Genomic DNA, 25,729 nt, shown 5'->3' on the forward strand with positions numbered 1-25,729 from the left:
GCAATAAGTATAATTTTTACTTAAGTTAGGGAAAATTCCAGATAACAAATAAAATTTCATAATTCGTTCGAATGGAAGAGATTGCAGTTAAGTCGACATGGCAGAACTACCCAATTGACTACCCCAAAAGGATAAAAATTGACCTGTCATTTACTGAAGAACAGTTTGAAAGGCTGAAACAAGGTTTAATACCTCGTGAAATGGAAGATAAATGGTTTATCTATTACGAGAATAGGTGGATCTATTTTCACCGATCATGGACAGGTTATGGCACATACAAAGCCGAAATACTAAATGTTGGAGATAATTATCAAATCAAAGAATTCTGGGTTGAACGAAACAGAAAGAAGTATTCAAACAAGAATGATGACGCTGATATCAATGATTTCTTCTATTTAATTGCAGTTGGACTATTAGGTATTGATACGAGTAGTACCACGAAAGAGAATCCTAAATCGGGAATAGACTGTATTACAGGCTGGAGCAAATTTGGAAACCTTTCTGCAAGTTGGGCTCCTACTCCCTCAAGTAAACTTGGCAACACAATTCTTTATGGTATGGATGCTACAAAGTCAGTTCTATTTGGAGTTGCAGTTGGTGATGCTTTGGGGGTACCTGTTGAATTTAAGAGCAGAGAATATTTGGAGAAAACTCCTGTGTCGGATATGATGGGGTATGGGACCTATGACGAGCCTGCTGGTACTTTCTCTGACGACAGTTCACTTACATTTTGCATGGCCGAAGCATTGACTGATGACTTTGATGTGAGCGAAATCGGATGGAATTTTGTTAGATGGCTCTTTCTGAACTATTGGACAGCTACGGGAAGAGTATTTGATGTGGGGAATGCAACGAGAGAAGCAATCACCCGAATTCGACAAGATGTTCCCGCTGAATTAGCCGGTAGTGCTGACTGTTCTTCAAACGGAAACGGATCATTAATGCGGATTTTGCCTCTACTATTTTATTTACACGGAAAGCCGATTGAGGAGCGTTTTGAAATCACTAAAAAGGTTTCTTCTATAACGCACCGACATATCCGGTCCGTTATAGCATGCTTTTATTACCTCGAATTCGCAGCACAGCTATATGAGGGTATCGACAAGTTCAATGTGTATCAGAATTTGCAACAGCAGATACCGTCATTCCTTCAGTCGATTGGAGTAGACCAGCATCAAATAAATTCCTTTGATCAGTTATTCATAGGAAATATTCATGAACTGGGAGAAAGGTATATTGAGAGTTCGGGATATGTACTTCATACTCTAAAGGCTAGCATTTGGTGTTTGCTGAATACTGATAACTACAAGGCAGCCGTTTTAAAAGCAGTAAATCTGGGGGAAGATACAGATACTACTGGAGCAGTAACCGGGGGGTTGGCTGGACTGCTCTATGGGTTTAGCAATATCCCCGAGAAATGGATGACCAAGCTTGCCAAGGCAAAAGATATTGAAAACCTGGCTGAAAGGCTAGCTAAAAAACTAGTAATATGAAAGTTAAACGACTACTTAAGTCAGCTATCCTAGTCGTTAGTTGGTTTATTTTTCCGCCTTTATATATACTGCTCGCATATGTCTGGAAGATCATGCGTCCATGGCAACGCATTGGAGTAAGTCTAATTGCTCCAATGACGCTTTTACTTTTATTTATTAGCGTCATGTCGAGTAAAAATTATATACATCAACAATGGCGCGCAAGTCGTTCTGAAATTAATCTTCGTACTGGCATCGAATTTCCACGATTAATTCAACGCTCTGACGACGAATTACTATATGGCCCAACATTGCAGGGTGACTTCACTAAAGTAAAATACTACCAGCTGGACACGACAAACACAAGATTACTATATGCAACTTTAAATCAAATGGTTGACTCATGCAATCGTCATCAGAATAATTTCACCAATAGATCTTGGAGCAAAAATATGAATCGCGTTTTTTTTAGCTATTCCGATGGCTATGAGTTTTTGAACCTAGTAGTCGATCAAACAGATGGTACAATTAAAGTAAGTTTTGGTGAGCTTTAATAATTCTATCTTCAAAATTTGGACAAATGAGTGTTTTTTCTGCCCCCTTCTTAATGTCAGCAACGGAAATATTTTGATACCACCGAAAAATCAAACTTTGGTTCTTATAAAACAAGCAACATGAATTACAACATCGGAGACATAGTAAAAGCAAGAATCTCGAACATTTTGGATTTTGGGGCTTTTGTTGAATTTGATAGTTTTTCAGGATTAATCTATTATACTGAAATACCAAAGGCAAGGCATGGTAATATTACTTCTGTACTTTCTGTTGGAGATGTTGTTGACGCTAAAATAATAGATAAGAAGTCTTCAAATAAATACAATCTCAGCATCAAAAAAGCTCAAAAGGAACAAAAACTGTCGGCTGTTAAGGAAGATATTGTTGCCTTGAACAAGGAAGAAATGAGCATTCGAGAAATATGGAAAGTTTTTACAGAGGTAAATAAATATATGCTCCAATTTCTGAAATTGCCAATTTCCCTAGAGCCCTCATCTGCCAAGTTTGAACAATCTAAACAGCGATTAACAATAGAGGTCAATACAGAATCAAAATTTCAACTTTTTTCACAAAGAGTAAGAGCTTTATTTGGTGCTGAAATTGTTGAATACGAAAAAGGCAAATGGTATTTCATTTCCGATGTCGACAGCATATCAGAAAGCGACAGAGTTCAGTTTGAGGAAGAATGTTCATTCTTTTATATAATATTCCACCCGTTACCTGTTGTTGAAGGGAAGATTTATCAATTTGATTATAACAATAAAGATCTAATTCAAAAACGGTTACAAGATTATTTGCCGAACCTTCGTTTTGTCGCTGTAAATAAGTATGACTTGCGTTTCAGACAGACATATTCAAAACACTTTCAGGCTAAAGAATTGTATGATCTTATAAATGATGTTCTTAAAGAAATACAGGATGGCTCGACATTAGAAGAAAGTGAAAAGTTTGAACCACTTAATTTTAAATTTCACATAGAGGAACCTCCTATTTCAGGTGACAAGTTTCTGTTTGAAAAGAACTTAGCTGGTCAAATTGAGAACGAGGAAACAATTATAGGGGCATTAAGAAAAGAAGAATTCTTTTATAAATCTGTTTGTATTGGAAAGTTATCCCGGGTAGATTATCCGAAATTAACATTTGTAGTTCCTTCAAGTGAAAAAGAGAAAATTAAACAACTTGTTGACGATAAAGTAATAGATAGTGTTTCTTCAGAACTTTCTGGAGCAACTGAAAAAGTCAACAGACTAAATGAGTCGTTCGCAAAAATAACATCCCAGCCGGAAAAGCTAGCGAATCCAATGCTCGCAAGTTATTTGTTCGAGGCAAGCAAAGCTACTCCTACCGAAACTGCCAGTATTAAGGAGCGGGAAAGCATAATTCGAAACAATCAGTTAAATACGAATTTGAATCAGTCGCAGGTTGAAGCCATTGCTAAGGCTGTAGAAGCACAAGATCTTGCCTTGATACAAGGGCCTCCCGGAACCGGTAAGTCGACAGCAATTGCTGAGCTAATTTGGCAACTTGTATTAGCAGATAGAAAGGCTGACGTATTACTTACTTCTGAAGCAAATTTGGCAGTAGATAATGCGCTAGACAGATTAAAAAATTCGATTCACAACCTTGTAAAACCAATACGAATAGGAACTGGTGACAAAATCTCTGTAGAAGGTTTGCCATATGCAATTACAGAGTTGAAAAAATGGGCAAATCAAGAATTGAATCCGATAGAAGAGGACGATAATCGGTCTATTATTTCGTCGGAAGAATATTCTTCATTTAATTCTGAAAATGTTGTTCTGAATCAATGGATGAATAATATTTACAAACGGTCTGATATTCAGAATGAAAATATTCGCTATCTGTGGTTTAAATACTTGAACAATCTCCCCGATGACATTAAAGATACAGTCTATAAACAATACGTGAAAAATTGCAATGTCATTGGCGCAACGTGTAGTTCCATTAGTGAACAAAACTATCGAGCCTCAGAAGAATTTTCAAAACCCGTTCAGTCCCGATTTTTTAGAAAATATAAAACTATTTTCCCTTGGAAAGACAGAATTTCTTTTAATACAGTAGTTCAGGACGAAGCAAGTAAGGCTACGCCTGCCGAGTTATCATTACCTCTTATTTATGGCAAGAAGGCCATTGTTATTGGCGACCATCGACAATTACCCCCGAATCTGGACAGGGAAGATATTTTATATAAACTCCACCTGCAACAGCTTATATCTCAAGACCAGGAAGAAAGAGATCGTATCATAAATCTTCAGAAATTTGTTAAGCATAGTTTTGAAGAGTTGGAAAAATCTCATTTCGAACGATTGTATATGCAAATAGATTCCTCATTGAAAGGAACATTTCGCTATCAGTACAGAATGCATCCAGATATAAACGAAGTTATCAAGCAGTTTTATAAATACGATGGAGGGCTGGAATGTGGTTTTATTGCAAAGCCGTTTGATAGCCCAGATTTGGAATGGTATTCTCGTTTTCATGGAATAAATATAGATGGACTTATTTCTCCCCAGAATCATGTGGTTTGGGTGGATGTAAAATCACCGGAATTTTTAGACGGTAGTTCGCGTTCTAATCAAGGTGAAGTTGATGCAATTCATTGGGTCGTATCTTCCCTGGCACAATCAGAATCATTTCAAAAATACAATAGTCGGTTTACTAAAGACGAGGACAAAGAAATTGGTGTAATTTCCTTTTATTCGTCACAACTTAAATTATTAAATCACAGCTTAAATGCCGTCGGAGGAAATCTGTCAATAAAGTTAAGCTCTGTTGATAGATTCCAAGGGATGGAACGAAATATTATCATCGTTTCCCTTGTTCGAAGTAATAGAATTGCCGAACAAAAGGATCAATCTCCTGATTTTCGTATATATGGAGAATTAGGCTATCCGGCTCAAAACGATTTGGGCTTTGCAAGATCGCCTAACCGCTTAAATGTTGCACTATCCAGAGCAAAACGACTACTGATAATTGTGGGCAATAGTGAGCATTATTCTGCTTACAAGAATAAAAATGGAGATGCCATTTATAAGAATGTTTATGAAAGCATCTTAAAGAATCCTAATGGCAGGGTACTAACCTGGGAAAGTGAATTTGAGAAAAGAAAACCCAAACCAATGGCGAAGAATAGGTCCATCAACTTGAATACAAGAGATATAAAGGACTCCGATGTCAACTTACGGCATATAACTACTTGGATGAAGGACTCTGCGGATACTATTATAAACCCCAAAATTGCAGTATTAGAATTATCAACTAAAGCTGTAAAGCTATTGATTGGCAAAAATCAAGAAGAAATAAAAGACATGCAAAGCTTTAATTTCAAGAATTTCATTAGGGACGCTCAAAAAACAGAAACAGGTAAAGGGCTTGATTCTAATAACATTATGGATTTGAATTATTTTAATTCCAGAGTAATGCCGAGCATTAAACGGATGAAAAAAATGATGCACCAGGAAGGAGTTGATGTCGTTTATTCGGTTGCAACTGCTGCATATAGAGCAGCAAAAAACAGAGAAGATGTAATCAATGAAATTAGGAATAAGACAGGTTTGAATGTCAGGATATTATCGAAAAAAGAGGAATCAGTCTCTACTTTATTTGGCTATTCTGTTTCAACAAAATATAAAACAGAAATAAGTAATTCTCCTCACGTTATTATGATTGACCAGGGTGGAGGTTCCACCGAAGTATCGGTATTTAAGGACAACGATTTGATTGGGGCATACAGTATTAATCTTGGGACTACAGCGTTACGCAATATGTTATTTAAAGATTCTCAAAGAGAAACGTCAATAGCTGAAGCCTTGAAGAAAAGTGATCAAATGATCAAAGAACGTTTGATCTCTTTTTATAAGAACATGGATGAGCATATGCATTCTGATGAAAGAACGTTTTGCATAAGTGTTGGTACTGCAATTACGAAAGCTACAAATAAAACCGGCAATGCTTCTCAGCACGATTCTGTTTTGACAAGAGACTTCATTACCAATCGAATTATAAAAGCGGAAAATAAAATAATAGAGGCTTTTTCGAGTATCGGGGAATTGAATGATTTTGATTTCGACTCTAATAATTCAAATCATCCAGTGGACAAAGAAATAACAATTCGTTTAGGGTTACCAATGTACTTGTCACTAATGGAGAGATTCAATATTAATAAAGTACATATCAGCGGTACTGGTTTGTGGTACGGTATATATTTACAACATCTATTTAATGCAGCAGATTAGGTATGGATTTTAAAGCTATAATAAATCAAGCGGAGCTCATATACGCTTCTAAAAAGCGAAATGAATCTTCTTCAAAGTGGGAAGATGAAGACAGAAATTTTCGCAAATGGTCGTTAAAAGAAATTCAATGCAAGGTCTGCTATTATGAAGCACATCCACTTGTTGATATTGATTTGATAATTGCTGGCATTTTACAAAATTTGCCGGAAAATTCTACTTCGGCAATTGAATTAGCTACATTATTAGGATTCAATGTCTATGACAATTTTGAATCTAATGTTAAGCACTATAAGGATTCTGCAGAAATAGCAATATTCGACGAACTTTTGAAAAAGGTTTTGGGATGGGGTTTAGTTGAGCTTGATGATAAAAAACTTGTTGGAGACTTTGTAGATAAGAATGTCAACATTAAGTTAACAGCTTTGGGAATAAGGGCATTAGCAGATAATTGCAAATACAAGTTTTTTTCAGGCACAAAAAAACTATATGAAAATGGACTTAACTCTTCAGCCAAAGGGGAGGGTAAATTTTTCCCTTTTTATAAAGCATTAGGAGTTTACTCTCAAATAGAAAACAGCTCAAAAATTTCCTATGACAAAATAGTAGATTTAGAAACAATATTCAATCCACAAGATGTTGAAACACTCCAAAAACACAAACTTCAATCAGTTAAAAACTTCAATATCTATTCATCAATTGCTGGTACTTTTAACTTTACAAGCGTAGATGTTGATTTTAAACTATATCTTAAAGATCAACAATATTATCCGATTGTCTTTTTTGATGAGCAGATTAGCGATGCTGCGACAGTATTACTTAATAGTCCAGAAAATGTCAGGATTAGGGATATTAAAATTGAATGGGGGTTGTACTTACGGTTACTTAATGATCCAAACGCAATCCTCGATTATAACGCACTGAAACCATTTTTGGATATATTTAACCTAAACAATCTTATTAGAGATACTCGTTTTGCATGGGACGATGATACATTATTTAATTATATTGCATCTCAGGCAAACGCAAACGAATGGATAACGATTTCAAAGATTTGTCCTACAGATACACTAAAACTTTATTTGAACGCATATTCCAAAAATTTGGAGTGGAATACATTAACTATTCGTTTTGAAAATGATTTTATTCTTCAGTATCCGACAGAATTTCCCTGGAACTTTGAATTATTAATCAGTAAAGAAAATTTAGGAGTTGAGAATATCAAATCATTACTTCTAAATCAGTATTTAAGAGATATTAGTGAGATCCAGGATATAGAAGAAAGTGAGCAAATCCAAAGTGCAGTCGATGGAGATAATAAGACAAGATATATTGAATGGGATTGGGATGTAATAATGCCCCTGCTTGACCATGATTTTATTTTGTTACACATTAACGAAATTAATTTTGATTTATCGGAGTTTACTCAAAAATTGGAGCCTGACAAGTATAATTATGTTGCTGATTATCCGGCTAAGAGATGGGATTGGAATTATATTTCAAGTGATTTTAGTTTGTCTTTCATACTTGAAAATATAGCATTCCTATCATCTTATCTAAATTTAAAAACGATTTGCAATCGTGCGTTCAAATCTCCTGAATTTGTTGAACTATTCTGTATATCTTCGGATTTCAAAAAAGTTATAGGAAATGCTGAAACTCCCTCTTTAATTGGGTTCTCAGCAAATAACGCTGATTACCAATGGACAGATTTGCTAATATCTACTTTAAGTCAGTTGGGGCTGATCACCTGGGAATCGTTCGGCTACACATCTGGATTTGAATGTAATTCATATCTTAAATGGGATCGAGAGTTTTTTGACAAATACCATACGGAGATAAAGACGGAACGAGGTTTCTGCCAAGTCTCAAGTATGATCAATGATGAAAGTATCTTGAAAGCATATCCTGAATATTCTTGGGATTGGGATACTCTTTCTTCGCTTGATGTTTTCAACACTAGCGTATCCTTTCTTGAAGATTTTAAGGAGAAAATAAATCTTAATATTATCCTAGAGTCTGTATCGTGGAATGTTATAGAGCTCATGTTTGACAAGTTAAACATCCCAGCTTTCTTAAATAATAATGTTCATTTATGGGAGCGACTGACTCAGATTGCAACAAAAGATTTTATTCTAAATCATCTCGAATATAATTGGGACTGGTCAATTCTAACCCATCGATTTTGTAATACAATCAATGTCAAATCTTTGGGAAATCCCATTTGGATAGAAAAATGGGATTGGGAATACCTATCAAAAAATATGGATATTTCCCAAATTGAGGATAGTATAGGTAGTTACGTTCAATATTGGAACTGGAGTATTATTACTCGTCGAATAAGTTCCGGCTTTATTATTCGGAATATCAATACGTATCAAAGCTATTGGGATTGGGAATTCTTATCAAGTAATTTAGACATTCATCAAATTGAGGATAATTTAGGTGATTACGTTCAGTATTGGAATTGGAATACAGTTACAAGTAGAATAAGTTCGGATTTTATTGTTCAGAATCTCAGTACATATCAAAACTATTGGGACTGGGGGTACCTATCAAAGAATTTAGATACTGAGTGTATTGAAGATAAACTGAGCATTTATGTCGACAATTGGGATTGGACTACTATAACCCAACGGATAGAACCAGAATTCGCGACTCAAAACTTGAATACATATCAAGAGTTTTGGGACTGGAATATACTACTTAATGATAAATTGGAAGATGAGCATCTTCTGGAAGATGGTGTTCTTCACTCAATTGCACAATGTCTTTTGTCTGTAGCTGAGGAGTTGTCTATTTCCTATTGGCCGGCTATTACTAGGAAATTTACGATTCGTGAATTAGAAGAATTAATTGCAAAAACATATAACTCCGAGGGATTCTTCTGGGACTATCAATATCTGTATAATTCCAAGTATTTCGATGGTAAAAGGTATTTGATGGAGTCTTTTCAATGCATCAGTTGGAAAGATTTTTCGGCTTCGGATGCAGCTAATAGTCTGTTTGTGTTTGACAAAAGCATCTACAGCAAGAAGACTTGGGTCAACAAGGTAGTTGCTAAGTTATTAAACAATCCTTCTTACAAATGGGACTACAACGAGCTATCCAAACTTCCTGAAATCAATAACAACCACGAGATATTCACAATTAATGCGGGAAAGTGGGATTGGAACTATATTTCGGAATTTAGTTCTTGCTTCTTTGATAGCCCAAGTTTTGATGCTGCTTTTTCTTTGCATAAAGACAATATCAAATACGAAGTATTTTCTAAACGCATTGATTCGGGTATTAATGAATCGTTGATTGAGCAACATTTCGAAAAAAACTGGGACTGGGACATTATTGTAAATAATCCATCTATCACCTTTTCGTTCGGTTTTATGTTAAAACACATAGAGAAGCCTTGGGATTGGGGGATATTGTCAAGTCGAGAAGATTTAACTTATCACATTATCGACAAATACTCAACCCAAAATTGGGATTGGAGTGTTCTGTCTCAAAATATAAACTTTGAACTGACAGGAGACTCTCTCATTAAATATGCGGATAAACCGTGGGATTGGTCTATTATTTCAACCCGAACAGATATCCAATTTAATGAGAGAGTTATTTCTGCACTAATTGAAAAGCCTTTTGATTGGAAGTTGCTTTCGAGAAACATAAGCTTTGTGTTGAATGATTCTGTTTTGTCTAGTATTCAAGATAAATGGGATTCGCTGGACTGGTTTGCAATGTCGCAAAATGCTAAAGAGGACATACTTACTGTTCCGTTTTTAGATAAGTATAAAGCCCGTCTGAATTGGTCAGTTATAAACAAGAAGATTGGAACCAATATCACCGATGATCATTTATATAAACTAATTGATGTTGTTGATTGGGACAATGCTTCAAAGTCTCAGGCTATCGACTATACATCTGATTTCATTGATAAGTATCGTAAATATTGGAATTGGTCTGAGCTGCGGAATAATCCAAAGGTTATTGAACGAGGTATATTGACAGAGAAATACAAGGCAGAGTTAAATTGTGTAGATTTTATTGAACATTTCCCAAATACACCTTATGTATATCATTTTACGCATTTGTTCAATGCGATCGATATTATCAAAAGTCGAAGGATTTTAAGCCGCAACAAAGCCGAAGGGCAATTTGCTAATGCCGCAGGTAATCTTGTTGCACGTAGAAGCACGGCACACGACTATGCTCGGTTCTATTATCGGCCACAAACACTCACACAATTTTATAATGAATGCTTAGGTAAAGACAGTAGTGATGAATATTTTCAAAGAGCTATTCGGCTCGGCTTACCAAAATGTCCGATACCTGTTTTTTTAAAATTTGATTTGAAAGAAGTATTGACGAAAATACCTGAAAAGTGCTATTACAGCACTGGGAATATGCAAACAAATTGGGCTTCAGTAATTAAAATAGCAGATAATCCCAATAGTCTAACTACAGAAGGTTTATATTACAATATGGAAGAAGCATACAACTATGCACGCTATAATTGTGATGGTTATGATCCTCCAAAATTTCGTCAGCTAATGAGTCAATATAAATCTGATTGTAAACAGTATTCTCAACAAGAGTTTCTTGTTCTCGAAGAATTTGATTTTTCCGTACTAAATTCTTTTGAAATCATTTGCTATGATGACGAACAAGCCAGATTACTTAAAGCACAGTTAGGAGATGATCCTATTTGTGAAAAGATTACCTCAAATAGTTATGGTATTTTCCACCGGAAAAATCCAGAATTATATATACATGAATCAGACTCGGAAGTATCGGTTTCTTCAGACTACCGAGACAATGCTTGCTTGTCAATTAAAGGAGAAGGACTAAAAAGCATTCAAATACTCAATCCCGAAAATATACAGATTGAAAAGGAGAATGAAATTATGGTATATCCAAAGATTAGATTTACCAAAACAGACCAGCCGATAGAAGTTCATTTTGTCGATTTGTCTATCGCTACAAGAACTTGGTTAGTTTACAAAAATTGATAATATGAACGGAAGTAAAAAAATATCAGATATCTGTATAGCTATTCCTACTCTTGCTGAGTTATTCAAAGCTAGAGTACGACATTATACAATAGAACAACATACATTAAATGTCTTAAATCAATTCGAAAAATATTTTTCAAGGAATTTCTGTGAAATTGAGGTTGAAGTATTCCAATTATTCTTGCTGCTACACGATATTGGAAAACCAATTGCCTATAAGAACGATAATCGAAGTAATCAGTATGAAGAAACGATAAATATCATAAGCGAGTATAGGCAGGATCTAAATATCTCAAACGAAGGATTTCTTTTATTTAAGGCTTTGTTAAGCACTGATTCGCTAGGCATGTACATGCAAGGTAAGAAGTCCCTAAACGAAGCTTATAAAAACATAGTCAAGCAAAGTGAAGTCTCTGGCTTATCACAAAAATCATTTTTCTATTTACTGTCAGTGTATTACCAATGTGACGTGGCGAGTTATACTGAGGATGCTGGCGGCTTAAAATTCTTGGAACATTTGTTTGCTTATCAAGGTGGAAATAAGCTCTACGATAAAGAAAGCAAATTACTACGATTCTCGGATAATTATCAACAGCGGTATAGTTTATTGATGGATAGGATAACTAACAGTGAAAAATCCAAACAAAAAGTGATTGCTGCTACAAAAACCTCACAAATAAAGTTCCTAAAAGGGAACATATTTAATTCTAAAGCACAAGTGATTGTTAACACAGTTAATTGCGTGGGCGTTATGGGTAAGGGAGTCGCACTGGTTTTTAAACTTCGTTATCCTAATATGTTTGGAATATATCAAGATTACTGTAAACAAAAATATATCGGCATCGGTAAGCTTTGGCTTTATAAAGAAGAGAAAGATGCTCCTTGGGTCTTGAATTTTCCAACGAAATTTCACTGGAAATATCCGAGTAAAATTGAATACATAGAGAAGGGCTTGATTAAGTTTGTTGAAACCTATCGGGAAAAAGATATTAAATCAATTGCATTCCCGCTATTAGGAACTCATAACGGCGGTCTGGATCGACAAGAAGTATTGAATTTGATGACCAAATACTTGGGCAGCTGCACGAATCTCTCAATAGAGATTTATGAATATGATCCTTCGTCCCCGGATGATTTATTTGAATCTTTTAAGCTAAAATGGAATGCAATTTCACCGACAGATAAAAAGATCACGACTGGGATTAGGACTCAAAAACAAATAGAAACATTGGACAATGCGATAAATTCTCCACAAATAAAATCAATGATTTCGTTGATTGACTGCAAGGGCATTGGGATAAAAACAATGGAGAAGTGTTTTAATTTGGTAATGCGATCACGTGTAAACAATAAATTGTTTTAATGTCTTTTTTAATAAGCCATCAACATTTGTTGCACGCTCCAGCAAAAAGCGGGGAATCACTAAAATTTACTTTTCTATCTTGTTTTCTATTAGGCTGAAAACACAGAAGAAAGCTCACGAGCATATAACTAATCGTAAAACTTTAAAATATCAAATTATGGCAAAATATAATGGTCTTTAAAATTTACCCAGCACTAAGGGAAATCTGTCTTTCGAAGGAAGAGTAAATACTCCTTTTGATTCAAAAGGCGAAACTAAAAAATGGTTGGATCGAATCGATGAGATGCGATATTAAATTAGTACCTAGTTATGATTTTAAACACGAATATTGGAATGAATATTTTAAGTTTACAACTTAAAATCGCATTGTGTAACTTCTGATTTTAAATATTTTTCTCCATGAACAGAAGTATTCAAAATAGTACGTTGACATTTATTACGATATCTTGCCACTTTCATCAACATCTTTTTTGTCCCCTATTTGTCCCTCGAACAACCTGGATAACAACCTATATATTTTAAATTCAAGTACGTAATATTGGCGATGATTTTTGTATCGGAAAATAATCCTTAAACACTAACAACCAGCGCATTGAAGCTGTATTCAATATAGTAAATTAGATCATAATTCCAATATTATTGAAGCATAAATGTAATATTCGTGAATATTTTTTTTCACACTTTTCTTTGGAAAGTAATTTCAGATATCTTCAATAAACAAGTCACGTAAACACCAAGTAATCAAGGCATTGCATTTAAAAAGGGTTAGATAAAAACAGATCTTAGCCATAATTATCTAATTGTCTGATTATTTTGGTAACTCATTTATATTTTTCTTCAAATATTACCTGTAGAAATTTGAGTGGGGCTCTTTCTTATTGAGTTCTTCCATCATTTTTGTCAGTCGTTATCGTCGAGAATTTCATCACGTGACTCTGTAAAAGGGGCGAACCATTCAATTTTTTGCTTAGCCTAGGGAATTGAATTCTCCGGTGTCTTCTATGGCTGTTACATAATCTCTCAGAATTTGTGCTTGTTTCCAGTGGCTAGCCATGTTTATAAGCACTTTAATTATTCTTATTTCAGCATCTTTTTTACGTTGACGTTCTTGTTACCTTTTTCGTCTTTCTTCTCCGATTCAACGGCGTTATTTCAATTCATTCGATTTCTATCTTTGCATATGTCTCAAAATAGGCTAAAATTTCAGCTAAAAAAGATTCTAATGGCTTATTTCCGTTAACCATTCCTTTTGATGATAAGGGCGATTGTCATGCACAAAAGCAAGTATCCCACTTTGATGGTATGTTCGGTTTTTCCAGCCATGCTTATCAGTTTCATAAGATATCTTGCCTTTTTTAAACTTGATTGGCAGCTTTTCTCAAAAAATGACCACATATGTTCCATTATTTTTACAAAAAAATCATGATGTATTGCAATAATAATTTTATTAATATATCATATTAGCAAAGCTAATATTTGACTCTGATCACATGATATTTATTTCTCCACGTTCAGTAGTAATTAGGAGGCCTATCGAGTTCACCTTCAATTTCATTAAATGAACAATACACTTTAAGCATGATAAAAGATATGCTAATCTAAAGTGAGGTATTGGATTTTTTCAGCACTGTGTCTTTTCCTTCTTTCATCTTGTTTTTGATTGCTTAAAATTAATAATTTGTCTAAATTTAATCTGGCCGATTTTCATGGAAGGCTGCAAAAAGGATAAGGTTACAGTTTGCAAGAGAACAAATTTCTGATTTCGGATGGTGTTTTATTAAAATGTTTTTTAAATTCTCTGCTAAAATACTTCTCATCCTTATAACCAACTGAATAAGCTATCTCAAAAATCTTTAGTTCCTTGAGCTTTAAAAGTTCGTAAGACTTGTGCAGCCGAATGGATTTTATAAAATTATTAACCGACATGCCTGTCAAAGCATTCAGCTTTTTATAGAGAATTGGAGCGCTAATATGAAGAGATTTTGCTAAGTCAATAACGCTAAAATCCTGATTTCCCAACTCTTTCTCAATAATCGATGTTATTTCTTTTAAAAACTGTTTGTCTTTCTCATTTAACAAAGCATTTGTTTGTTCTTGATGTACAGTACTTATATTGATAGTAGTTTTATATTTTTCCCTTAGTAAATCCCTGTTTCTCAATAAACTTTTTATCTGAGAATCTAAAGCACTCATACTAAATGGCTTAGTTAGATATGTATCAACTCCAGATTGAAAGCCTTCTATTTGTTGATCATTGGAATCTAAAGCTGTTAGAAAGATAATGGGAATGTGATTCGTTTGGATATTTTCTTTTAGTTTACAGACCAAGTCATAACCATTCATTTTAGGCATCATAATATCAGTAATAATAATGTCAGGTATATTTTTAATAGCTGATTTTAACCCTTTTCCCCCGTTTTTGGCTTTTGTAATGTTATAGCTGGTTTTTAATGAATTACAAATAAAATGCCGTAAATATTTATTGTCTTCTACCAGTAAAATATTAATAGGTTTGCTGTCTGATGAGGTTTTATAAGAAGGCGTGATATCTTCAGTTATTTTATTGGATAATTTTGGGGAAATAAGTCCTGAATTTTCAATAATACAATGTGTCTTTAAATGGTCTTTACCTTTCAACAAAAATACAGAAAAACAGGTTCTGTTCTCTTGATGTCTTTTCCTAATGGCTTTATGACTTTCAACTTTTAAAATTCCTCCGTGCAATTCAACAATACTTTTTGACAATGCCAATCCTATTCCATAACCTATGTCATGCTGTTTTGAGTATTCTCCTTGATAATATCGCTGAAACAAATTTTTCATTTGATCGGGTTCAATTGCCTTTCCATTATTTATTATTTTAATTTCAATATTGTCTTTATGATTTAATACCATAATCTGGACTATTCCTCTCTTATTTGAAAATTTGACAGCGTTTGAAAGAAGGTTGGTAAATACTTTCTTCATTTGTTTCGGATCAATCCATACATTCAATTCCTCTTTAGATAAAAAAACAGGGGTAATGTCTTTTTTTAAAAATTCGTTTTGGAAAGCATCACATAACAGATGTAAATAGGGAATAAGATTTACCTTAGAAACCTGTAATTTAAGATTTTGGGTTTCTGCCTTTCTAAAATCCATTAGTTCTTTTACCAAACTTAGTAAGTTCTGTACATTGCTTTTTAGAATATCGATGTTTGCTTTTTGCTCGAGGGAAACATGAGATATTTTTTCTGTCGAACCTAAAATCAGAGTTAGATATGTTCTTATTTCGTGACTAATATTTGTAAAAAATTGAAGTTTCATTTTATTTACTTCTTGAATTCTTTCTCTTTCAAGGCGTTGATGCTTTAGTTCATTACGTTCTCTAATTCTAATTAAACTATATCTTCTAATAACCAGAAATATGCTAGTTAATAACAAGGTATAAATTAGATAAGCCCAGCCGGTTCTCCAGGGAGCAGGATGTATTCTTATTTTTAATGATGCGCCTATTTCGTTCCATATCCCATCATTATTGGAGGCCTTCACCTTAAATCTATATGTTCCAGCATCCAAATTTGTATAAGTGGCCGATTTTTTATTCCCAATATAATTCCAGTCAGAATCAAAACCTTCCAGTTTATATGCATATTGATTTTTGTCAGATTGTGAATAGCTTAGTGCTACAAAATTAATGTTAAATACATTTTGAAAATGTTTTAAGGTAATTTCGGAAATTGAATCCGTGATATTTAAATATGGCTTATTATTTACCTTAAATGAGATTATGCAAACAGGAGGAGTAAAGGTGTTCTCAGTGATGGTGTTTGGATTAAATATGTTTAAACCATTGGAGCCTCCGAAAATTAGGTTTCCGATACGGTCTTTAAGATAAGCTCCATAGTTAAATTCATTGCCCTGTAGCCCATCCGACTCGTTAAAGTTTTTTATTTGTCTCGATTGAAGGTTAAGTCTGCTAAGTCCATAATTTGTACTAATCCAAATATTGTTATTGTCATCAGGTAGTATCCCGTAAATAACATCACTTGGAAGCCCTTGTAGGTGATCATATTTTTTAGTGTTACCAGTAATCAGATTATGGCAAAATAATCCATCACCATCAGTGCCGATCCATAGATTATTATTATGGTCTTGGTATATAATTGAAACCGCAGCACCCATTCTGTGAAAATCATGCTCTTTGTCCACAAATGGAATGGGGGTTAGTTTTTTAGTTTCTAAATTTAACTTTGCCACCCCCCGATTGCTTCCTAACAGAATATGGTCTTTATCTGGTATTTCTACTATTGTATTAACATATTTCCCTATAAATGTTGTGTCGGCGACACGTATAATAGACTGACTTTTGCGGTCAAAAACATTAAGTCCTCCTCCGGAAGTGCCAATCCAGATATTTTTATTATAATCTTCTAATAATGATAGAATCCTATTGTCACTAAGACTGGTTGTATCACCGGGAATATTACTATACTTTTTAAAAATAAATGGTCGCTTTTTAGGATTTAAAACATTAAGACCTCCATTATGTGTCCCAATCCAAAAAATTCCGTCATGATCCCTGATCATGGCTTTCACATTGTTTACACTAAGACTATTTGGATCATCACTATTATGGGTATAGTATTTAAAAGCTCCCTTGTTTTTATCATAAACGTTAATACCTCCTCCTTCTGTACCTATCCACAGTTTGTCGTCCGGTGTCTCAATAATGGAGCTAACTACTTTGTAATTTAGTTTGGTATTGTTTGTGCCTGACGTGAAATGTCTGAATAGATTACAATTCCTGTCATAATAGTTAATTCCTCCTGCATAAGTTCCTATCCACATATCCCCTTTGATATCCTGACATATTTCAAAAATGGAATTCTGACTTAAACTGTTTAGATTATTTTCGTCATGGGTATAGTGGAATATCTTATTCTTTGTTTTATTAATAATGTACAACCCATTATAGGTGCCAACCCACAGCATTCCATTATAATCTTCACAGATACTGCGTACTTCGCTAGTAATGGCTAATCCGGACTGAGGAGCTGTTTTAAAAAACTGAAAGGCATCCTCTTTTTTGTTAAAAAAAGCCAACCCATTTCTGTACCCCATCCACAGAGTACCTTTAAAATCTTCATATAAAACTGGATTATAGTTTTTATTAATCTTCATTGTGTCTTCCTCCGGATAAGCATAGTGCTTAAACACTCCTGTTTCCGGATCAAATAATTCGACATTCATGGATGTTTTAATCCAAACCCTACCATCATTTGTCTTCAATATCGCACCTAAGGCATTGGAGGACACCCCATTGATATCTCCCCTCCTATGGATGTATTGTTCAATATCTTCGTTTTCGGTGTTCAAATTGATCAAACCCTGATTTGTGGCAAGCCATAAATGTGTCTTATTGTCTTCAATGATACCCAGTATTCTATTGTTACTTGCATAGAATAACGAGTCCAGGCTTTTAATTCGTTCGAAGGATTCCGTTTCAGGGATATATCTATCCAACCCATTTTTGGTGCTAATCCATAAATTACCTAAGTCATCTTCAAATAGGGTCACTATGTAATTATGGCTTAAACTAGTACTATCCTGTGCACTATAACGGTAGGTCTTGAATGAATCGCCATCATACTTATTTAACCCATCTCGGGTTCCAAACCACATAAATCCCTTCTTATCCTGTAAAATACATAGTACCGAACTTTGCGACAGCCCCTCATTTACTGAGATGTGTTTAAATTTTAGACTTTTATGATTGATTTCTTGCTCTTGACCAAAAACAAGTGCCATGGTGAAAAAGAAATATACTATTAATAAGCCTTTGTACATGTCATTTTTTAGATGAATTGTATTCTTTAAAATTTTAATCTAAATATAATGGTTTCTCATTTGGTTATTTTGATCAAACACATTTTCATTGAGATTAAAAAAACTTCGTCTTAGACGGAGGTAATGGACAATCGGCTAAGTCTTTTTATTCTGCCCACCATTAAAATAAACAACAACATGGGTGAATTTAGACAATTATCACCTTTGTACTATACATGTGATTACCAGGTAGCTTTTGTTCTGAAGCATCGTTTTCGGATACTGACAGGAACAATGAAAGCACAAGTAGAAGAGCTTCTTAGAATCAGTCAATGGAAAGAAGTAGAAGTTTTAGAACAGGCCATTTGATTATGTTCATATGGCCTGTTCCATCCCTCCCTAGATTTCAGTATCTGACTTTATGGGATTGTTGAATGGCAAGTTAGCCATGCGAATTCTGCAATCTTATCGAGTTTAAAACAAAAGCTTTATAGGGGCAATAGACTTTTAGATAAGAGACTATTTTGTTAGCACCATTGGTCTGGATGAAGAAATGATTAGAAGGTTTGTTGGCCATCAGGAAAAGGATTCGGCATTAAAATTTTTCCTTTTTAGGTTGAAATTGAAAATTAATGGCACGTTCTCTTTGAGGATAGTTATTTACTTAGGTAGTTTAAAATATCCCCCCTCTTTTTTTAAGAAATCCAACCTAATGAATTAATTGGGTTTTTCATATTTGTCAGACTTTCTCGAAGCTAAAAATTAGTTTTTGGTTTCAAGAAAAATGAATGTTGCAAATCTAAAAACTAATTAAGCAAAAACAATTATGAAAATTAAACTTCTACTCTATTTAACATTGCTATTATCAATTTTGTTTTTTAATTTAGCAAGAGGACAATCCGATTTTGATATTATCTCTGGAAGAATCGTTAATAAGATTTATGACGACATACAAACACCAACATCATTAGACAACAACATAACAGGGTATTTGAATACGATCCAGACAGACGGAAGCTGGAACGACATAAACTATTCGGATACTTCTTCTTCAATATGGAGGCCATATGATCATCTGGCAAGAGTTTTAAATTTATCGAAAGGTTACACCTTGTCAACGAGCTCTTACTACCGGAATGCGCCATTATATACTGCAATTATTAATGCCTTAGAGTATTGGAATACGAATGACTTCCAAAGTTCTAATTGGTGGTGGAATCAAATAGCTAATCCAAAAATAATAGGAGAAATATTATTATTGCTCAAAATTGGACAAACAGCAATCCCCGCCGATTTGGAAACCAATTTAATTAGCCAGATGAATCGCGGTAACCCCGAAGCGCTTACTGGTGCAAACAAACTTGATGTTGCAATTCATTTTCTTTACAGAGCATGTATAGTACAGGATGAAACACTACTACAATATGCCTTAAATCAAGCTTTTGAGCCGATTCAACTTACTACTGAAGAAGGAATACAATACGACTATTCGTATCAACAGCATGGTTCTCAACTAATGATAGCTTCTTATGGTTCAGTGTTTTTAGATGGAGAGTTTAAAATAGCTTCCTATGTTAGAGAAACTGCTTATAGTTTACCGGACCATCAGCTGGAGATCCTTTCAACATATTACAAAGACACATATTTGAAGGCTATTAGAGGGGCTTACATGGACTTTAGTGCAGATGGAAGAGGGATAAGCGGAAAAAATGCACTTTTGAAGAATAAAGAGCATGCTAGGCTAGAAACAGCAAAACTAATAGCTCCAGCCTATAATTCAGAATGGGATGCAGCCATAGCTCGGACGACCGGATCTGTATCGTCAAAATATATGATAATGCCAAACCATAAACATTTCTATAGCTCTGACTATACCAGACATCAGCGTTCTGGATATAACCTTAATATTCGGACTGTATCATCCAGAACTAAACGTACCGAATCAGGAAATGATCAAAATCTAAAAGGAAAATTTTTACCTGATGGCGCTACAACAATTCAGAGAAGAGGTGGCGAATACTATAATATTATGCCTATATGGGAATGGGATAAGATACCAGGGACCACTTCTGGAGATTTTACTCAAATACCTGCAATAACTGTTTTGTGGGGAGAACCCGGGAGTACAGAATTTGTTGGCGGAGTGAATGATAGCCTTTATGGGGCAACCACATACGATATGAGCTATTACAATACTAAAGCTAAAAAATCTTGGTTCTTCTTTGATAAGGAAGTTGTGTGTTTAGGAGCGGGTGTTAACAGCACTTTGTCAGAGAATATTACTACTACTATAAATCAATGTTGGTTAATCGGCGCAGTAACAGTGTCATCTACATCCGGAGGAACAAATGTTCTACCCGCGAGTTCTCTAATGCAATATACAGCCCCCCGTTGGGTACAACACGATAGTATTGGCTATTTTTTTCCTCAAGGTGGAGATTTAAAGGTGAGTAATTTGACACAAAGTGGTAATTGGTATGACATCAATAGAAGTCAACCAAATGAGGTTGTCAGCGGAGATGTATTTAAAATGTGGCTAGATCATGGAGCACAACCCTCAAGCGATACGTACTTTTATATAGTTGTGCCTGGACTAAGTAATACTGCCGAAATGGAAGCATACGATCTTAATGCCATCACAATAGTTGAAAACACTTCATCAACACAGGCAGTGTTAAATTCAACTTTAGACATGATGCAAATTGTGTTTCATGATGCGGGAACGGTTGTAAGTGGACCAATATCTGTAACAGTGAACAAACCCTGTGTGATGCTGCTGAAAAATGTAAGTAGTACCCGAGTGGATGTTTCGATAGCAGACCCTGCACAACAGCAAAGCAACATAACAGCCTATTTTGAATTACCGGCTATAGAAGGAGTAAAACAACTGGACTTTACAATGCCGGTAGTACCTCATGCAGGGGCCACTGTTAATAAAATTGTAGATGCAGAAACCCCAGACAAGGTTACATTACAACAAGGGTTGCCGATTGTGGCAGTGACAGCCAGTAGTGATGACGGGAATATGCCTGGAAATACTATTGACGATAATTTGAACACTCGCTGGTCGGCTCTAGGGGACAATGAATGGATTCGGTATGATCTAGGGTCTGTTAATAAGCTAATGAAGGCCAGCATTGCATGGTATAAAGGGAACGAGCGAACATCTTCGTTTGACATTGAAGTATCTTTAGATGGTATAAATTGGATAAACGTATACAGCGGAGTATCCAGAGGAACAACGCTTGAACAGGAAGATTATGATATTACGGATACGTACGCCAGGTATTTTAGAATAGTTGGACATGGTAACTCCAATAGTATGTGGAATAGTATTACTGAGACAGATATTTTTGGTTCCCCAAAGACCATTGTTTATACAACGATTGCCGATTCGTATACCCGAGATGGTTCATATGCCAATACAAACTATGGTACGGCACCACACTTGGTGGCCAAAAATGATGCAACAGGCTATAAAAGAGAGACATTTGTTAAGTTCAATGTCGCCTTACTTCCGCAAAGTATTGGCAAAGCAAAGCTAAAAATGTATAGTAACGGTGCAGCCAATACGAAATGGGAGCTTTACAAGGTGGGGAATAATTGGACTGAAACAGGTTTAACAACAAATAATGCCCCTGCATCAGAAGTACTTGTAGCGACTGTTTCCGGAACACCAAATGCTAGTTTTGCTGAATGGAATATAAAGCCGGTATTAGATACGCTATCGGGCACCGAAGTTTCTTTTAAAATTGTTTCTACGGCTATTGAAGAGTTCACCACGTTTGCCTCGAAAGAAGCTTCAAATTCTATGTTAATACCAAGCATTGTTGTAGAAGAAGCTTTTGATGTTACGGTTGATGTAGTTGCTGATTCTTATACCAGAGATGGTTCATATGCCGATACAAACTATGGTACGGCAACACATTTGGTGGCCAAAAATGATGGAACAGGTTATAAAAGAGAGACATTTGTTAAGTTTGATTTAAGTGGCATTAATGATAATATAACTCAGGGAAACCTACAGATGTATAGTAATGAAACAACAAGTTCCAGTTGGGAATTATATAAGGTAAGAAACGATTGGACCGAAACTGGAATAACAGCAAACAATGCCCCATATACAGAGGTTTTGATTGCGACTAGTCCCGGAACGAGTGGAGCGGAAAACGTAATATGGGATGTCTCTAGTGTATTGGATTCTCTGGCAGGGAATATTGTATCGTTCAAAGTGATTTCAACGGTAACAGGTGAATGGACTACATTTGCTTCTAGAGAGGCCGTAGATACTAATACGCATCCTAAGTTATTAGTGCAATTCACAGGAGGTGAGCCTAAGATTCCAGAGGAAAAGGTTAAAAATGCGAAGATTATAAATGCAAATTATCAGGAAGAGAAGGAATTGGTTGAGCTTGACAATTCCATTATTGTTTATCCTAATCCTGTGCTTAATAGTGATTGTACGTTACGCTCTGATAAGCCGATAGTATCAATTAGCTTATATCATATTACGAGAGGAAAAATCTTCGATTTGAAGGGGGGGGATAGAAAAGTAATAAAAATACCATTATACAACCTTCAAACAGGTATGTATATTATTCATGTAAGAGGAGAAGATTATCAAAAACAATTGAAAGTTATAAAGCAATAAACTTGGCAGGCATAATAGAAATTCTTTAAATTCAGCACTATTTCATAACCTGTGTAACAGATTATGCCGAAGATCAAAAAGAGGAACCTGCTCTTAAACTCAGAGCAGGTTCCTACAAAAAAAGTGGACATTGAGTTAAGCTATGCTGCCAATTTTTGTTTATTAATTGATTCTGCAAATTCCACTGGCGACAAATAATTCAAAGCAGAATGGAGGCTCTGAGTATTGTACCAGGTTTCTATACATTCAAAAACAGAAACTCTCGCTTGCTTTTGATTCTTCATAAGAAAGCAGGTATTCCCAAAAAAAACACTGCTTGAGTTTAAAGTCTTGATGTTTAATTCGGAAATGAACCTTGGAGATTTGGCTAAATGGATGTTTAAGCCGTTTTCCTGTTTAGGGAAAATATTGCATTGTTTTTCCCGTACGATTATTTTCATCGAAATCGATTTACCAGATAATTGTTGTTTCATCCCATAACTTAGAAGTTCTAACTTTGTATCTTTTAAAGAGCTCTAAAGTATCAGTTTCGCCAATTTGTGATCTTAAAACTGAAATAAATTATTCTGCTTGTAACCTCGCTGTTCTTAATAGGTCTTTATTGATGAAACTAACTTATTTGTAGGATGATTTCAGCTTTATCATTGAAATCGGATGACAATAAACGGCTTTTAGACAGTATATAATTATTATCCTGAAAGTATTGTTTGGGCGTATTATCGTATCGCTAATCCGTAATCCAGTTAAACACGAAAACAGTGAAGCTGAATTTCTGTATCGGAAAGTAAAGCTCCACCCAAAATAGAAAGCATTACTGCAGAAATACTAAAATTGGTTGCCCAATTAATTTTAGCATTTCTGCATTCAATATTTTTAAAATACAAAATCCCCCAAAAGGTAACTATCGGAAAATAAAGCCCCAGTGAAGCACTCGTAGTTCCCTTCCCCATTTTGTCTACAAGTATCAGGCAGTTTGTAGAATAACCTGCTTGACTTAACCTTATCCTATAAAAAATAACGGACAATGCCCTTGTCTAATTGAATTAGCGTGTATTCGACAGATCGGTATACTAGCGCTAGTTGGCAATAAAATAACTATCCCTTTAGTTGGTCATTAATCCCCCAACGAAACAATCAACAAACAGTCTAGCAGAAACAAAAAAACAGCACCTGCTATCAAACATATTGTTCCCGAAGACAATATTCCCCATATTGTGCATAATCAAAGTTACTTCTTATTCCAGTAAGATAACTTATAACCCTAACTATCAAGACTAACCCAATATTGAAATATAATGTCAAACTACAAAAAAGCAATCGCCCAGTTTCCTGTGTTATTTACCGTATGCTTGATGCTTTTGAATTCAAGCTGTAATAACACCAAGACCAATCAACTAAAAACCATTATTCCTGATTTTAGCAGTGAACCGTCCGTTGAGTTGACTGATGTCGCTTCGCAGATAAGCTATCTGCCCCTTAACGATTCTATTTTACTGGAGGACATATACAAACTGAAATCGTCGGAATCGCTCCTATTCATGCAATCCGAGGAAGGGTCAGTAAATGTTTTTAACCTTGAAGGGAAGTTTGTAAATCGTGTGGGTAAGCTGGGAGAAGGACCTGGCGAAGTTTCGAACCTTGTAGACTATGCCATCGATAAGTCCGCAAAAAGAATCTACATTCTAAATCGATTCAAGTTGTTAATGTATGATTTTTCAGGCAACTTCATAAAAGCAATCAACTTACCCATAGAAGAACATTTCCAGAACATCAGTTTCCTTAACAACCAGATTTATTTGTTTGATTCCTTTGATTTTGGCAAGTTAAAATACAATTGGTTTATTGTCGATTCCTCAGGGCAGGAAAAAGGCCATAAACTAAACACTGTTGAGCCTTTCCAATCCTCCATGTCTTTAACAAACAAAACCTATTTTGAAGATCAGAGTGAAACTTACTACTGGAACTATTTAAATGATACGGTCTTCAGCATGGGCTTATCAAGCCACCAGCCTCAGTTCATTTTTGCTCAAACGAACGAGCGTGTAAAACCCACCGACCTTATAGATCCTCCGTCGTTTATGCAAATGAATGCTTTTCTGCTAACATCCATTCTTAAAAATGGAAGGTTTTTGGTGCTGGATTATATTTCAACAAAAAGACAAAAAAAGGTAATGGGAATTTATGATTGTACTAAAGAAAGCTATCATGTGGCCTGTAATACAGATTCCAGATCCAATAATTATGGTTTGCCCAATAATTGGGATGGAGGATTGCCCTTTAGTCCCAAGGCAAAGGTTTCATTAGAAGCTGGCGAGTTTCTTGTTTCCTGGATTCATGCTTACCAACTTAAAGCACGCGTAGCTTCCAATGCTTTTAAAAACGCTACCCCTCTTTATCCCGAAAAGAAAAAGGAATTGGAGAAACTGGCCAACAGCCTGGATGAAAACGACAATCCGGTTTTAATGCTGGTGAAGTTGAAAGAGTGATCGGACAACAATAAAAGCCAGGATAGCAGTGATGAATTCCTTTTCTAAGCACTGTTAACCTGGTTAAATGTTCGCAAAACAACAGCCCATAAGGTTGAGCGTTTATCGCCAATCTTCATACTTAAATGCACG

General features: G+C 35.1%; 10 protein-coding genes. 8 read left to right on the top strand and 2 right to left on the bottom strand.

What is annotated here, in order from left to right; all coding sequences use genetic code 11:
- Positions 1-71: 71 nt before the first annotated feature.
- From ACRD6K_RS03080 to ACRD6K_RS03100, 5 genes are all read left to right on the top strand, one after another.
- Complete coding sequence (locus ACRD6K_RS03080; RefSeq protein WP_430972026.1) at positions 72-1,493, top strand: ADP-ribosylglycohydrolase family protein; 1,422 nt, start codon at positions 72-74, stop codon at positions 1,491-1,493.
- Entirely contained in the window at positions 1,490-2,026 is a 537-nt protein-coding gene (locus ACRD6K_RS03085) for a hypothetical protein (protein WP_430972027.1), read from the top strand. Before ACRD6K_RS03080 ends, ACRD6K_RS03085 begins: the two co-directional genes overlap by 4 nt.
- A gap of 120 nt (positions 2,027-2,146) precedes the next feature.
- On the top strand, positions 2,147-6,283 hold the full coding sequence (locus ACRD6K_RS03090; RefSeq protein ID WP_430972028.1) for an AAA domain-containing protein: 4,137 nt from the start codon (positions 2,147-2,149) through the stop codon (positions 6,281-6,283).
- A 2-nt stretch (positions 6,284-6,285) separates the two neighbouring features.
- Positions 6,286-11,286, top strand: coding sequence for a DarT ssDNA thymidine ADP-ribosyltransferase family protein (locus tag ACRD6K_RS03095; RefSeq protein WP_430972030.1), 5,001 nt, complete (start codon positions 6,286-6,288; stop codon positions 11,284-11,286).
- Between the two features lie 4 nt (positions 11,287-11,290).
- Complete coding sequence (locus ACRD6K_RS03100) at positions 11,291-12,652, top strand: macro domain-containing protein (protein ID WP_430972031.1); 1,362 nt, start codon at positions 11,291-11,293, stop codon at positions 12,650-12,652.
- 1,731 nt (positions 12,653-14,383) lie between these two features.
- Here ACRD6K_RS03100 and ACRD6K_RS03105 read toward each other — a convergent pair.
- Complete coding sequence (locus tag ACRD6K_RS03105; RefSeq protein WP_430972032.1) at positions 14,384-18,481, bottom strand: hybrid sensor histidine kinase/response regulator transcription factor; 4,098 nt, start codon at positions 18,479-18,481, stop codon at positions 14,384-14,386.
- Positions 18,482-18,658: 177 nt separating this feature from the next.
- Here ACRD6K_RS03105 and ACRD6K_RS03110 point away from each other — a divergent pair, with 177 nt between their 5' ends.
- Entirely contained in the window at positions 18,659-18,829 is a 171-nt protein-coding gene (locus ACRD6K_RS03110; protein WP_430972033.1) for a hypothetical protein, read from the top strand.
- 457 nt (positions 18,830-19,286) lie between these two features.
- Positions 19,287-23,111 (top strand): polysaccharide lyase family 8 super-sandwich domain-containing protein, encoded by a 3,825-nt coding sequence (locus tag ACRD6K_RS03115; protein WP_430972034.1) that lies wholly within the window; start codon positions 19,287-19,289, stop codon positions 23,109-23,111.
- 140 nt (positions 23,112-23,251) lie between these two features.
- On the opposite strand, the gene ACRD6K_RS03120 is transcribed toward ACRD6K_RS03115, so the two are convergent.
- Positions 23,252-23,584, bottom strand: a complete 333-nt coding sequence (locus ACRD6K_RS03120) for a hypothetical protein (protein WP_299577794.1) — start codon at positions 23,582-23,584, stop codon at positions 23,252-23,254.
- An 822-nt stretch (positions 23,585-24,406) separates the two neighbouring features.
- Between ACRD6K_RS03120 and ACRD6K_RS03125 the strand changes: the two genes are divergently transcribed.
- Positions 24,407-25,597, top strand: a complete 1,191-nt coding sequence (locus ACRD6K_RS03125) for a DUF4934 domain-containing protein (protein WP_430972036.1) — start codon at positions 24,407-24,409, stop codon at positions 25,595-25,597.
- The last annotated feature ends 132 nt before the right edge of the window (positions 25,598-25,729 follow it).

The organism is Sunxiuqinia rutila (genome assembly GCF_050589705.1).
Taxonomy (GTDB): Bacteria; Bacteroidota; Bacteroidia; order Bacteroidales; family Prolixibacteraceae; genus Sunxiuqinia; species Sunxiuqinia rutila.

Excerpts from the sequence above, each read along its gene's own strand:
- ACRD6K_RS03080 (WP_430972026.1), top strand. The coding sequence starts at position 72 with ATGGAAGAGATTGCAGTTAAGTCGACATGGCAGAACTACCCAATTGAC.
- ACRD6K_RS03085 (WP_430972027.1), top strand. The coding sequence starts at position 1,490 with ATGAAAGTTAAACGACTACTTAAGTCAGCTATCCTAGTCGTTAGTTGG.
- ACRD6K_RS03090 (WP_430972028.1), top strand. The coding sequence starts at position 2,147 with ATGAATTACAACATCGGAGACATAGTAAAAGCAAGAATCTCGAACATT.
- ACRD6K_RS03095 (WP_430972030.1), top strand. The coding sequence starts at position 6,286 with ATGGATTTTAAAGCTATAATAAATCAAGCGGAGCTCATATACGCTTCT.
- ACRD6K_RS03100 (WP_430972031.1), top strand. The coding sequence starts at position 11,291 with ATGAACGGAAGTAAAAAAATATCAGATATCTGTATAGCTATTCCTACT.
- ACRD6K_RS03105 (WP_430972032.1), bottom strand. The coding sequence starts at position 18,481 with ATGTACAAAGGCTTATTAATAGTATATTTCTTTTTCACCATGGCACTT.
- ACRD6K_RS03110 (WP_430972033.1), top strand. The coding sequence starts at position 18,659 with ATGGGTGAATTTAGACAATTATCACCTTTGTACTATACATGTGATTAC.
- ACRD6K_RS03115 (WP_430972034.1), top strand. The coding sequence starts at position 19,287 with ATGAAAATTAAACTTCTACTCTATTTAACATTGCTATTATCAATTTTG.
- ACRD6K_RS03120 (WP_299577794.1), bottom strand. The coding sequence starts at position 23,584 with ATGAAACAACAATTATCTGGTAAATCGATTTCGATGAAAATAATCGTA.
- ACRD6K_RS03125 (WP_430972036.1), top strand. The coding sequence starts at position 24,407 with ATGTCAAACTACAAAAAAGCAATCGCCCAGTTTCCTGTGTTATTTACC.